The sequence below is a fragment of the Absicoccus intestinalis genome, assembly GCF_033971885.1.
Taxonomy (GTDB): Bacteria; Bacillota_I; Bacilli_A; order Erysipelotrichales; family Erysipelotrichaceae; genus Absicoccus; species Absicoccus intestinalis.
Map to the genome: position 1 here is coordinate 159,672 of NZ_JALBUS010000002.1, position 12,224 is coordinate 171,895.

Below are 12,224 nucleotides of genomic sequence, written 5' to 3' on the forward strand. Positions count from 1 at the left end.
ATAATATCTTGCATAATATATAGGATGTACCTATAATATTTCATGTGTTCGGATGAAAATAGTGAGAGAACATGGAAAGCATGTACCGAAGAATTAATGATTTCAGGTCTATAGATCACTATTGGACGAACCTCTGGAGAGATCCGTATGGACACCGAAGGAGCAAAACTCTCAGGTAAAAGGACAGAGGAGATACAGTTTTTTTATATGTCTCCTCCAATTAAGGAGGAATTTTTTTATGTCTGAGCTTACTGCCATACTTACTAAGATCGATAGTGCCATCTGGGGCCTACCATTGATTCTCTTGCTTCTCGGAACGGGAATTTATTTTACCTTCCGTCTTGGTTTTTTACAATTCCGGAAATTACCACTTGCGTTTCACTATATTTTCCATGGTGACAGTGAAGAAAATGACGAAAACGGGGATGTATCCGGTTTCCAAGCTTTGTGTACGGCCCTATCATCCACCATTGGTACGGGAAATATCGTTGGTGTGGCCACGGCCATTGCAGCTGGTGGACCCGGTGCTCTATTTTGGATGTGGGTATCTGCCTTCTTTGGCATTGCCACAAAGTATTCCGAATGCTTATTGGCTCATAAATATCGTGTAAAAGATGAAAATGGCCAAATTGCAGGTGGGCCCATGTACTACATTCAAAATGGACTTCATTCCAAGTTATTAGCCAAGATCTTTGCTTTATTTGGCGTTGGTGTTGCCCTTTTAGGCATTGGTACGTTCACCCAAGTGAAATCCATTTCCGATGCATTGACATTAAGCTTTAATGTGCCAAACTATGTAACGGCGATCGTCTTAACGATCTTGGTTGCCTTCATTACCATTGGTGGTATTCATCGTATTGCCCATGTAGCTGAAAAAATCATTCCCTTCATGTGTGTATTCTATATTACTGGTGTGATCTTAATTTTAGTCACTCATCTAACTGCCATTCCAAACGTTTTCTATTTGATCGTTAAAACCGCCTTTGTTCCATCCAGCGTTGTTGGTGGTGGACTTGGCGTTGCGATGCAAAAAGGAATTGCCCGTGGTATTTTCTCCAATGAAAGTGGTTTGGGTTCTGCTCCTATTGCCGCAGCAGCTGCTAAGACTGAATCCCATGTTGAACAAGGCTTAATTTCTATGACCGGTACTTTTATTGATACGATCATCGTATGTACCATGACTGGTCTTGCCATCTTGATCATGAATGCGAATACAACTGGATTAGAAGGTGCAGCCATGACCACATATGCCTTCCAAAATGGTTTATTTATTCCTTATGTTGGTAAATATATTGTCAATATTGGTTTGGTTTTCTTTGCCTTTACAACGATCATCGGTTGGAACTACTATGGCGAACGTTGCATGTACTATCTAAAAGGTTTAAAAGCGGTCAAAGTCTACAAAATCATTTATATCGTATTTATCGCCATTGGTCCTTTCATGACATTGGATTTTATCTTTATCTTAGCGGATATCGTCAATGGTTTGATGGCTATACCAAACTTGATTGGTTTGATTGGCTTACGTAAAGTCGTTTATGAAGAAACGATGAATTACTTCAAGGCACCAGAAAAACAATCGGTTGCGGTGGATGAGTTCGCAGAAGAATCCGTTTAAGCTTGGGTTTCCAAGCTTTTCTTTTGTGCTATAATGACTATCTACGAAAGGATGAACGATATGAAATTTAGTGATATTGATTTTTCAAGCCTTGCCAATATGATGAATAATTTAAGTGATGAACAAAAAGAAGACTTGAATTCTATGGCACAAGATATGATGGATAAAGTACAAAATGAACCAGAAGAAGAAATCAGTTTTTATGAGTACTTACATATCGACGAAAACGACTATAAAGAACTCCCTGGTCAAGTTTTAGATTATATCGAAGCTGCCAGTGATATGGAACAATTTTATGAAGATGATGAAATGGCTGATGTTTCTGCCGCAGCTCTTTACTATGCCAAAGCCGTTTTAGCCATGGAACGAGAATATCACTTTCCCATCTTCAAGAATGTGTTACAAGAACCCAACTTCACCAATCCGGCAACCACGACGATCCCATCGTATTGGAATGTGCTAACCGATGAAAACATCCATCGCTTGGCCGATGAAGACTTTGGTTCGACCGAACAATGGGTCAAAGAGAAACAACTTCTTCAAACGGTCATGATTTGTTTAAATCGAGCAGAATACGATGTTATCCATGATCAAGATCTACAAATTCTAAAAAAAGCCCTTATTGATGAACAAGGACTCCTTCAAATCGCAGCACTACAATAAGTGCTGTTTTTATTTGTTTAAATAATAGTGCCCCAATGCATCGGCTGCTTTGATCGCATGGGCAACCATGGTTGGATCGACTTCAAATGGCATATTGTGTAAGGTATCATTGTCTGCACAAGCCAATGTCGCAACATCCATACATTTTTGATCCGTCAATTCTTTGACACCTAGTTGTGCCATCGTGACTGGCAATCCTACTTCGATACAGAAAGGGACCAGGACATCCAATTCTTCTTTCGGAGCATCTTCCAATACCAATTGAACTAAGGTACCAAAGGCCACTTTTTCGCCATGATACATGGCATGACATTCTTCCAAACACGTTAAGCCATTATGGATCGCATGGGCTCCCGCAAGTCCCGCACTTTCAAAACCAATGCCCGAAAGTAAGGTATTGGCTTCAATGATCTTTTCCACAGCTGGTGTGCATCCCCCAGCTTCCAAAGCCACTTTCGCTTTTACACCTTCTGCCAACAAGGTATCTCGACATAGTTTCGCAATGGCCATAGCCGCTTGGGTGGTTTTTCCACCGGCACAAGAAATAGCATCACTTCTTTGGCAAGCACGCGCTTCATAATAAGTAGCCAATGCATCGCCAATACCAGCAACGGTTAAACGAACGGGAGATTTCACAATGATTTCCGTGTCCATCATCACCAGATTGGGATTGGCTGGTAAAAATAAATACTCTTGAAAAACGCCTTCTTCACTATAGATTACCGATAGAGCAGAACAAGGAGCATCCGTTGAAGCAATAGTAGGTACGATAAATACAGGGTTTTTCGTATAATAAGCAACCGCTTTGGCGGTATCAAAGATCTTACCGCCACCAATACCAATAACAAGATCACATTGATTGTCATAAACGATGTCTTTTAAGCGATTGATTTCAGACATACAACATTCGCCATTGAAATATTCAAATACATGATCGCAATCTTGATCCTGAAAACTCGCTTCGATTTGTGCACCCGAACGCTTATAACCACCCGGACTAATCAAAATAAGTGCTTTGGTTCCCGATTGACTGGCATATAAACCCAAATGATTCATTTCGCCAGGACCTTGGATATACTTGCTTGGTGCAATGAGAATTTTTGCCATAAAAATACCACTCTTTCTTTCCCTCATTATATAGAACTTGTGATATTTTTAGCAAGCACAAAAAAACAGCATATCTTTCGATACACTGTTTCATGGATTAGTCTTTATTGCGAGCTTCAAAAGCCATCTTGCTGGATCCACTATGACTTTGTGGTTCAACCAATTTCTTGCCTGACTTGAATGCAACCATGCATCCAAGGGCTAACAACAAGATTGCGAAGATCAATTGCAAACCATCGGTCATGAAGACGAATCCACCTGTAACGAATAACTTCATGACGATGTTGTAGATACTTAAGCATAATGAAGATACCGTAACAACAAACATGAAGACCATTGGTACATATAACATCGCGCCTTTACGTCCTGTAACCTTTAAGAAGACGGCCAATGTGATCAAGGTCATGGCAGCTAACAATTGGTTGGTTGCTCCGAATAGTGGCCAGATATTTTGATATCCACCTAAACCTAATAAATAACCGCCAAACAAAGAAATAGCTGTAGCTACATATTTATTGGTTAACCATTGTAATGATTTGTTGTCTTCAACCAATTCTTGTAAAGACATACGAGCGATACGAGAAACAGCATCCAATGTCGTTAAGGCCAAAGCAGATACGAACATGGTCATAACACATAATCCAACCGATTGTGGTAATCCCAATTGATCAACTAAGCCAGTAACACCAGCAGCAAATTTTGTGAATGGAGTTGCACCATCGGCTAAAGCAAGACTCGCTAATTGTTTATTTAATACACCATTGCTTGCAAGACTTGGTAAAGATCCAACAACAACGATAACTAAGACAGCTAACATAGATTCAAGCAGCATAGCACCATAACCAACTTGTAACATATCTTTCTCATTCGCAATTTGTTTTGAACTTGTTTCGCTAGAAACCAAAGAGTGGAAACCACTGACAGCTCCACAAGCAATCGTTACAAATAGAGTTGGGAATAAATACGTTCCTTTAACAGGTTGCCAATTGGTTAGAGCGGGTGTTGTGATCGTTGGATTAGAAACAACGACACCAAAGACAGCCGCAACGATCATACCAACAAATAAGAATGTAGTTAAGTAATCACGTGGTTGTTTCATAAATGCAATTGGTGAAATCGCAGCAAAGAAGATATAAGCAAAAACTAAATATGTCCAAACTTGTTTACTGAAGAATACAGGGAACGCAATTCCTAATGCTAACATGGCTAATACAAAGACAATGCCTAATACAACTTGTTTCCAACCATCTAATTTGGCTTTACGTACGACCCATCCAAATAAGATAGCACCAACAACATAGAAGATCGAAATCGAAGCAGCGGAACCATTTGGTGTCAACCGAGCACCAGTAGCTGAGAAACCATTGAATGTACCAGAAACCATATCGGCAAATGCTGCGATGATGATCATACAGAATAACCAGCAGAACAAGAAGAACAAACGTTTTCCAGTTTTACCGATATATTGTTCAACGATCTGTCCCATGGATTTACCTTTTGATTTAACCGATGCATACAAAGCGCCAAAATCATGAACGGCACCAAAGAAGATACCACCAACGACAATCCACAATACAGCTGGTAACCAACCAAACATTAAAGCCATAACTGGACCTGTTACTGGACCAGCACCGGCAATCGATGAAAATTGATGAGCGAATACACGCCATTTATTACTAGGTACATAATCTACACCATCTTCAAATTCTTGTGCTGGTGTTTTCGCATTGGGATCGATGCCCCAAGTCTTAACTAAATACCTTCCATAGAATAGATAGGCGCATACAAATAATACAGCGACCAATCCTAACAAAACTAAACCATTCATAATACAATCTCTCCTTCTTTGTACATACAAATAAAAAAGCTCTTCATCTTACTAAGACGAAAAGCTGTTCCGCGGTACCACTCAGTTTATGTAAATAATTTACATCTCTTTGACATCCAACAATGTCTTTTTCATTAACGCCGAATCCGCGGATTTCTTTACTTGCTTCAAGAAATCAACTCGCAAGGGATAATCTCTTAAACGTTGCCTGCATCACTTCCACCCCTGTGATGCTCTCTAGTCAGGGACTGTTGAATCGATCTTGTCTTGTTCGAAGTCTTTTATTTCTATGTACATTTGCAAGTATAGTCCTAATTTTTTCAAAGTCAATAAAATATTTCAATAAATTTACTGAAAGCGTATTCACTTTTTTTCATAAAAAAGCCTCATTTCTGAGGCTTACGCAACTTGATCTAAGATATCTTTCATCTTTTTGGCTAGACCCTTTGTCTTTTCGACCGACAAAGAACATACAGCCACACGAATTCCCTTATTGACTTTTACGGTATAAATATGATTTTTCATCAATGCTTCATGGAAAGCATCACGTACATCATTGTCCATCGATAAGGTTACGAAGAATCCTTCTCGATATGGATAGTGTTTTAATCCAACTTCAGCGGCTTCTTGAATAAAGATATCGCTTCTTTGTTTCAATAAAGCCACATATTTTCTACGCTCGGCATTGTATTCTTCTTTATGATTTTCCAATACATCCACAAACATAGCCATGGCACCATTATTGATGTTGGACCAAGTAGCACGTGCATCTTTCTCAAAGACATTCTTCATATCTCGTAGGTTATCTTCATTTTTAGTCATGACAATGGCAGCCCCGCAACGCATACCATAAGCCGTCATGGATTTCGATAGTGAGAACGATACCACGACCGCTACATTTTCATCGATATCATCAAATACTTTAAAGTAATCTTTCGCTTTTTCTTGTCCATACGCAAAATCAATATAGGCAATATCGTTCAATAATACGACTTCATGGGTCTTCGCACATGCATTTAATAACGCAACAACTTGTTTCCATTCATCGACTGTCATCGAATAGCCCGTTGGATTTTGACATGGATCATTGATCACGATGACCAACTTATCTTGTTTGGCCATGACCGTTTGGCAAGCTCTTTCCAGATCTTTGATGTTGAATGCATCCCCATCAAATAAGGAATAATTTTCCACTTCCAAACTATCCATGCCTGCCATCAATTTATACGATCCCCAAGCAATTTCTGGTAAAATTACGGTTTGTCCTGCATCCAAGCATTCACTAATGGTCATATCAACCGCACCGGTTCCACCTGGAGTCGCAATGACTTCATGTGGTAATGTACTGTTACCATTCAATACCCAATCATATACATCTTTACAAAAATCAGGATTTCCGGTAAAAGCGGATGCATATTTCGCTAAAACACGATTATCCAAGGCTTTTAAAGATGAAAAACAAGTATCTAACGCAACCAATTGTCCTTGTTCATCATATAAAGAACCAATGGTTGCATCGGTCACAACATCGGCACCATTTTTGGCCACATCTTCTTTCGCTTTTCTGACAATCGCAAATACCGTATCGACAATGGGTTCAGTACTTACACTCTTTTTCACAAAACTCATTTCTTTTCCTCCTCTATTCCTTCAACGGGATACATACCCAATACTTTGAATGATTCACATACTTCTTTGATTTCAGCCAATGCGGCTTTCACATTGTCTGAATCGAGCATGTCATCCAATATTTCAATATAGAAAAAATATTCAAATGGTTCATTTTTACGTGGACGCGATTGAATACTGTCCATATTCAAATGATGATTCGCAATGATCTCAATGATTTTTGCCAAAGATCCACTAATATGTTGTGTTTCAAAAATGATACTAAAACGATTTCCCGTTTTGGCTGGTTCCAGCCCAATCACTAAGAATCGCGTTGTATTTTGACTATTTTCTTCAATATGTTCGGCTAATATTTTTAAACCATATAAATCGGCATTTTCTTTCGCACCAATGGCAGCTTTATGAATATCATTTTCACTAGCCACATATTGAGCTGCCATGGCCGTATTTGGATACGCAATCGTTTGTACGCTCAATTGTTGGAGAAAACGTTTGGATTGTGCCAATGCCTGATCCTTGGAATAAACATATTCAATATCTTTTAACGTTGCTTCGGGCATACCCAATAAACACTGTTCGATTTGTTGATCGGCCATTTTTTGGATATATACCGGATATTTTCGTAAGCCATCCAATACTTCCCCTACCAAACCGGAATTACTATTTTCGAATGGAATCACACCATAATGTGCTTTTCGATTGACGACAGCTTGAAAAACTTCATCAAACGACTTGAAATGGATCGTTGGACTGCCTGGAAATAAGCGTTCGGTCACTAAATGGCCAAATGCACCTTTCACTCCGCAATATGCGATCACCTCGTTTGACAACAATGTTTGTTGATATTCGCGTGAATTTCGCATCATCATTTTCACAAAATCACGATACGGTCTTTTATAGTGAGGATTTTCGATCTGGTCGACATTTTTTTCGATGACTTGTACTTCTCGTTTGGAATCTAATATGGGTAAACCATGTTCTTTTTTATACTGAAGAACCTTTGTCACCGCATCCAAACGACGCGTATACAATTTCGCCATTTCACGATCGACCGCGTCGATTTCTCTTCTTGCTTCTTCTAATTGATTCATACCGGTATCATCATATCATAATTTTCATTTCGTTTTCTGAAAATTTGTTTCTTTCGTGCTATGATGGTACACAGGAGGATGGAACTTTATGCAGATGACAGTCCATTTAGGTGAAAATTCTTACCCCATTACCATTGAAAAAGGGGCAATCCATCATATACAAGATACCATAGATACACATCGTAAGATGGCGATCATTACCGATGATCAAGTACCTGATACTTGGGTCCAAATCGTTAAGGATCAATGTGAAAATGCGTTCGTATTGCGTTTTCCTGCCGGCGAAGGATCCAAATGCTTTGCGCAATATGAATCGTTATTGGACCAACTGGCTACCCAAGAAATGACGCGAAAAGATGCCATCATTGCGATTGGCGGTGGTGTGACTGGGGATTTATCCGGTTTTGTGGCGGCTAGCTATATGCGCGGGATCGATTTCTACAATATTCCGACCACCGTATTATCCCAAGTGGATTCAAGTGTAGGTGGTAAAGTCGCGATTGATATGGGATCGTATAAAAATATTGTTGGGGCTTTTTGGCAACCAAAAGCCGTGATCATTGATCCCGATGTGTTAACTACTCTATCGCATAGACAAGTGAATAATGGTTTGGTGGAAGCATTAAAGACCGGATTGATCCAAGATCCTGTTTTGGTTGATTTATTTGAACAAGATACCCTGGATCTTTCACAGATCATTACACGTTCCATTGATGTCAAGCGAAAAGTCGTAGAAAAAGATGAAAAAGAAGAAGGATTACGCAAGATCTTAAACTTTGGTCATACTATCGGTCATGCCATTGAAAGTGCCTACGGCTTGGATACCTACCTACATGGTGAATGTGTAGCCATGGGCATGTTGTTCTTTATCGAAGATAAAGCTTTAAAAGATCGAATCTTACGGATCTATGAACGTTTAGATTTGCCTAAAGTGCCTGATTATTCGATTGATCAATTGATGCATTATATTGCGCATGATAAAAAAAGCAATCGTGATTCCGTAACCGTCGTGAAAGTACAATCACCGGGTTCTTATAACTTAGAGAATCTATCGTTTGACAAGATTCGATGCCGATTAGAAAGAGGTCCATATGAAGAATAATATTGGTACAAATATATCGATGACTTTATTTGGTGAATCCCATGGAGCTGCCATTGGTATCACCTTAGACGGTCTTCCTGCCGGTTTTCCGATTGATTTGGATCGTCTGGCAGCGGATATGGAAAAGCGCAAGGCCAAAGGTCGTATCTCTACCCAACGTCATGAAGCTGATGCCGTTCAAATCGTATCGGGGTTCTTTGAAGGGAAGACCACGGGCACGCCATTAACATTGTTGATCCAGAACACCAATACGCGTTCTTCAGATTATACAAAAACACATGGTCGATTGCGTCCGGGTCATGCCGATTATACTGCTTTTGAAAAATATCATGGATTTCAAGATTATCGTGGCGGTGGGCATTTTTCCGGCCGTTTAACCGCACCCATTGTTGCTGCAGGCAGTATTTGTCGACAAATCCTTGAAGCCAATGGTGTCCAGATCGGGTCCCATATCGAACAGTTGTATACCATTCATGATGATGTTTTTTCGAATGATCTGGATACCTTACAAGAACAAATCGCACAAGTCAATCAAAAGGAATTTGCGACCTTGGATCCACAATGTGAAGATGAAATGAAATCATTGATTGAAAAAGTGGCTGCACAAGGTGATTCTTTGGGTGGTATTGTCGAAACCGCTGTTATTGGCTTACCAACTGGTTTAGGTGAACCTGCTTTTGATAGTGTGGAAAGCATTCTTTCGCATTTATTGTTTTCGGTACCTGCCGTTAAAGGCGTTTCTTTTGGTTTAGGATTTGGCTTTGCGAATGTGAAAGGATCGATGGCCAATGATGATTTTGCCTGTCAAGACGGCAAGATCTTTACCATGACCAATCATAATGCGGGAATCAATGGGGGAATCACCAATGGGATGCCAATCCTCATTCATACATGTGTCAAACCAACCCCTTCCATTTATAAGGAACAAGCCTCGGTGGATTATCTGACCAAAGAAAATGTAAAATTGCAGATCCAAGGTCGTCATGATCCATGTATTATTCATCGCGCTCGTATTGTGATTGATTCCGTTGTGGCATTTGGTCTATTGGATCTATGGATGTCCAAAAACGCACAAGGAGATTTAGTATGAGAGTAAAAGTATCTCCATCGCAAGTGGCAGGATCTATTGCGATTCCTTCCAGTAAATCATTAGCCCATCGTGCCATCATTTGTGCCAGCCTAGCGCAAGGAACCAGTACCATATCGAATATTACGTATTCGAAAGATATCGATGCGACAATTGCTTGTATGGAAGCATTGGGAGCAACGATCAAAAAACAAGAAACTTCTTGTATCATTACTGGTACCAATGTCAAAAAACGAACGATGCCAGTATCAATGGACTGCAACGAATCTGGTTCTACCTTGCGTTTTTTAATTCCTTTATGCGCTTTATCCAATCAAAAAGCAACCCTTATGGGCCATGGCCGCTTGATGCAACGTCCTATGGATGTATACACCCAGATTTTTGATGAACAACAACTCACCTTTCAACAAACGGATCATATCGAGGTGTGTGGACCGTTACGATCCGGCACCTATACCATTCGTGGTGATATTTCCAGTCAATTTATCACTGGTTTACTTTTCGCTTTACCATTATTAGATCAAGGAAGTCAAATTGCGATCATTCCTCCGTTTGAATCTAAATCTTATGTAGATCTGACGTTACAAATGTTGAGATCCTTTGGAATCACGATTCATCCAATCGATGACACCCATTACCAAATTCCGACTCATCAATCGTATCTTGCTGGCGATGTACGCGTAGAAGGAGATTGGTCACAAGCGGCTTTCTATACGGTATTGGGTGCGATTCAAGGTCCTCTGACCTTAAAAAATATGAATGCGGATTCTTTACAAGGGGATAAAGTGGTGATCGAGGCGATAAAGAATAAAACGTGGCAACAAGAAGATCTGATCATTGATCCAGCACCGTTGACGGGACAAACCATCGATCTAGCGGATTGTCCAGATCTAGGGCCGATCTTATGTGTTTTGGCTGCCTATAGTCAAGGAACCACGCATTTGATCCATGCACAACGTTTACGCATGAAAGAAAGTGATCGAATCGAGGCGATGGAAACCGAATTAAGAAAATGGGGCGTGGAGATATCCAGTACCTATGATACGATTACCATTGTAGGTAAAGATACATACGCCAAAGATAATGTGGTCATTCATGGTCATAATGATCATCGCATTGTGATGGCCATGACCGTTTTTGGTTTATGTGCACGCTCTTCTTGTATCATTGATGATGCGCAAGCCATCACAAAATCATATCCAAACTTTTTTCAGGATATACAAGATATTGGTGGAAAGGTGGAAATACTATGAATTATGGAATCGTTGGTTTAGGTCTTATGGGAGCCAGTTTAGCCAGTCGATTAATGGAATTGGGTCATAATGCCGTCTATGGATTTGACATCAATCCGTTGACCATTCAGATTGCCAAAGATCGCAATTATATTACTGAAGGTTCAACCAATCCCGAAGAATTATTGGATCGTTGCCAAATTATCATTTTAGCTTTATATCCGACGCAGATCCAACCTTGGATTGAAAAATATCAATCTTCGATCAAAACTGGATCCATCTTAATGGATATTAGTGGTGTAAAATCAAATATTGTGACGCCTTGTCAAAAGATCCTAAAAGATGGCCTGGAATTGATCAGTATCCATCCTATGTGTGGACGAGAAAGTCGTGGTATCGAACAAGCGGATCCAACCATCTTTGATGATGCGAACTTTATTGTCGTACCCACCGAAAAAAATACCCATTCCAGTATTTTATTGGCGGAACAATTGGGATCGTATTTAGGGTGCAGTCGTGTGGCAACCCTGACTCCACAAGAGCATGATAGAATGATTGGTTTCCTATCTCAATTGACCCATGTCATCGCGGTTTCTTTGATGAATACGCATGATAATAGCCATTTGGTCGAATATACCGGTGATAGTTTCCGCGATTTGACCCGTATTGCTTCGATCAATGAAGATCTATGGTCTGAATTATTTATCTTAAATAAAGATATTTTATTGGATGAAACCAATCAATTTATTACAGCCATTACGCATTTTCGAGATGCCTTAAAAACCGAAGATATAGAAGAGATGAAACGCTTATTTATTCAATCCACCGAGCGTCGTCAACTCTTCAACAAATAAAAAACGTTGTCGC

10 protein-coding genes, 1 riboswitch and 1 other annotated feature are annotated in these 12,224 nt (G+C 39.9%); of the genes, 6 read left to right on the plus strand and 4 right to left on the minus strand.

Annotated features, from left to right (window positions below):
* Positions 1 to 123: 123 nt before the first annotated feature.
* Positions 124 to 197: riboswitch (glycine riboswitch) on the plus strand.
* A gap of 41 nt (positions 198 to 238) precedes the next feature.
* Both MOZ64_RS02005 and MOZ64_RS02010 read left to right on the plus strand, forming a co-directional pair.
* Positions 239 to 1,618 carry an alanine/glycine:cation symporter family protein gene (locus MOZ64_RS02005; protein WP_320324951.1) on the plus strand — a complete coding sequence of 460 codons (1,380 nt, stop codon included), beginning with the start codon at positions 239 to 241 and terminating at the stop codon, positions 1,616 to 1,618.
* A 60-nt stretch (positions 1,619 to 1,678) separates the two neighbouring features.
* Positions 1,679 to 2,281: a hypothetical protein gene (locus tag MOZ64_RS02010; RefSeq protein WP_320324952.1), complete on the plus strand. Its 603-nt coding sequence runs from the start codon at positions 1,679 to 1,681 to the stop codon at positions 2,279 to 2,281.
* A gap of 9 nt (positions 2,282 to 2,290) precedes the next feature.
* Here MOZ64_RS02010 and MOZ64_RS02015 read toward each other — a convergent pair whose 3' ends face one another.
* The 4 genes from MOZ64_RS02015 to MOZ64_RS02030 form a co-directional block, all read right to left on the minus strand.
* Positions 2,291 to 3,388, minus strand: coding sequence for a glycerol dehydrogenase (locus MOZ64_RS02015; RefSeq protein WP_320324953.1), 1,098 nt, complete (start codon positions 3,386 to 3,388; stop codon positions 2,291 to 2,293).
* Between the two features lie 97 nt (positions 3,389 to 3,485).
* A complete protein-coding gene (locus tag MOZ64_RS02020) occupies positions 3,486 to 5,216 on the minus strand; it encodes a carbon starvation CstA family protein (protein ID WP_320324954.1) in 1,731 nt (576 codons plus the stop codon).
* A 49-nt stretch (positions 5,217 to 5,265) separates the two neighbouring features.
* Positions 5,266 to 5,500, minus strand: a binding site (T-box leader).
* 115 nt (positions 5,501 to 5,615) lie between these two features.
* A complete protein-coding gene (locus tag MOZ64_RS02025; RefSeq protein ID WP_320324955.1) occupies positions 5,616 to 6,845 on the minus strand; it encodes a pyridoxal phosphate-dependent aminotransferase in 1,230 nt (409 codons plus the stop codon).
* Positions 6,842 to 7,936, minus strand: coding sequence for a bifunctional chorismate mutase/prephenate dehydratase (locus tag MOZ64_RS02030; protein WP_320324956.1), 1,095 nt, complete (start codon positions 7,934 to 7,936; stop codon positions 6,842 to 6,844). Before MOZ64_RS02030 ends, MOZ64_RS02025 begins: the two co-directional genes overlap by 4 nt.
* 88 nt (positions 7,937 to 8,024) lie before the next feature.
* On the opposite strand from MOZ64_RS02030, the gene aroB reads away from it, so the two are divergent.
* From aroB to MOZ64_RS02050, 4 genes are read left to right on the plus strand one after another with little or no spacing between them, the layout of a single operon-like run.
* A complete protein-coding gene (gene aroB, locus MOZ64_RS02035; RefSeq protein ID WP_320324957.1) occupies positions 8,025 to 9,038 on the plus strand; it encodes a 3-dehydroquinate synthase in 1,014 nt (337 codons plus the stop codon).
* The gene (aroC, locus tag MOZ64_RS02040) at positions 9,028 to 10,128 is read left to right on the plus strand and encodes a chorismate synthase (RefSeq protein ID WP_320324958.1); all 1,101 of its coding nucleotides are present in this window, start codon (positions 9,028 to 9,030) and stop codon (positions 10,126 to 10,128) included. Before aroB ends, aroC begins: the two co-directional genes overlap by 11 nt.
* A complete protein-coding gene (aroA, locus tag MOZ64_RS02045) occupies positions 10,125 to 11,378 on the plus strand; it encodes a 3-phosphoshikimate 1-carboxyvinyltransferase (RefSeq protein ID WP_320324959.1) in 1,254 nt (417 codons plus the stop codon). The genes aroC and aroA overlap by 4 nt, the downstream gene beginning before the upstream one ends.
* Positions 11,375 to 12,211 carry a prephenate dehydrogenase gene (locus MOZ64_RS02050; protein ID WP_320324960.1) on the plus strand — a complete coding sequence of 279 codons (837 nt, stop codon included), beginning with the start codon at positions 11,375 to 11,377 and terminating at the stop codon, positions 12,209 to 12,211. The genes aroA and MOZ64_RS02050 overlap by 4 nt, the downstream gene beginning before the upstream one ends.
* Positions 12,212 to 12,224 lie beyond the last annotated feature (13 nt).

Excerpts from the sequence above, each read along its gene's own strand:
- MOZ64_RS02015 (WP_320324953.1), bottom strand. The coding sequence starts at position 3,388 with ATGGCAAAAATTCTCATTGCACCAAGCAAGTATATCCAAGGTCCTGGC.
- MOZ64_RS02030 (WP_320324956.1), bottom strand. The coding sequence starts at position 7,936 with ATGAATCAATTAGAAGAAGCAAGAAGAGAAATCGACGCGGTCGATCGT.
- aroB (WP_320324957.1), top strand. The coding sequence starts at position 8,025 with ATGCAGATGACAGTCCATTTAGGTGAAAATTCTTACCCCATTACCATT.
- MOZ64_RS02010 (WP_320324952.1), top strand. The coding sequence starts at position 1,679 with ATGAAATTTAGTGATATTGATTTTTCAAGCCTTGCCAATATGATGAAT.
- MOZ64_RS02025 (WP_320324955.1), bottom strand. The coding sequence starts at position 6,845 with ATGAGTTTTGTGAAAAAGAGTGTAAGTACTGAACCCATTGTCGATACG.
- MOZ64_RS02020 (WP_320324954.1), bottom strand. The coding sequence starts at position 5,216 with ATGAATGGTTTAGTTTTGTTAGGATTGGTCGCTGTATTATTTGTATGC.
- aroC (WP_320324958.1), top strand. The coding sequence starts at position 9,028 with ATGAAGAATAATATTGGTACAAATATATCGATGACTTTATTTGGTGAA.
- aroA (WP_320324959.1), top strand. The coding sequence starts at position 10,125 with ATGAGAGTAAAAGTATCTCCATCGCAAGTGGCAGGATCTATTGCGATT.
- MOZ64_RS02050 (WP_320324960.1), top strand. The coding sequence starts at position 11,375 with ATGAATTATGGAATCGTTGGTTTAGGTCTTATGGGAGCCAGTTTAGCC.
- MOZ64_RS02005 (WP_320324951.1), top strand. The coding sequence starts at position 239 with ATGTCTGAGCTTACTGCCATACTTACTAAGATCGATAGTGCCATCTGG.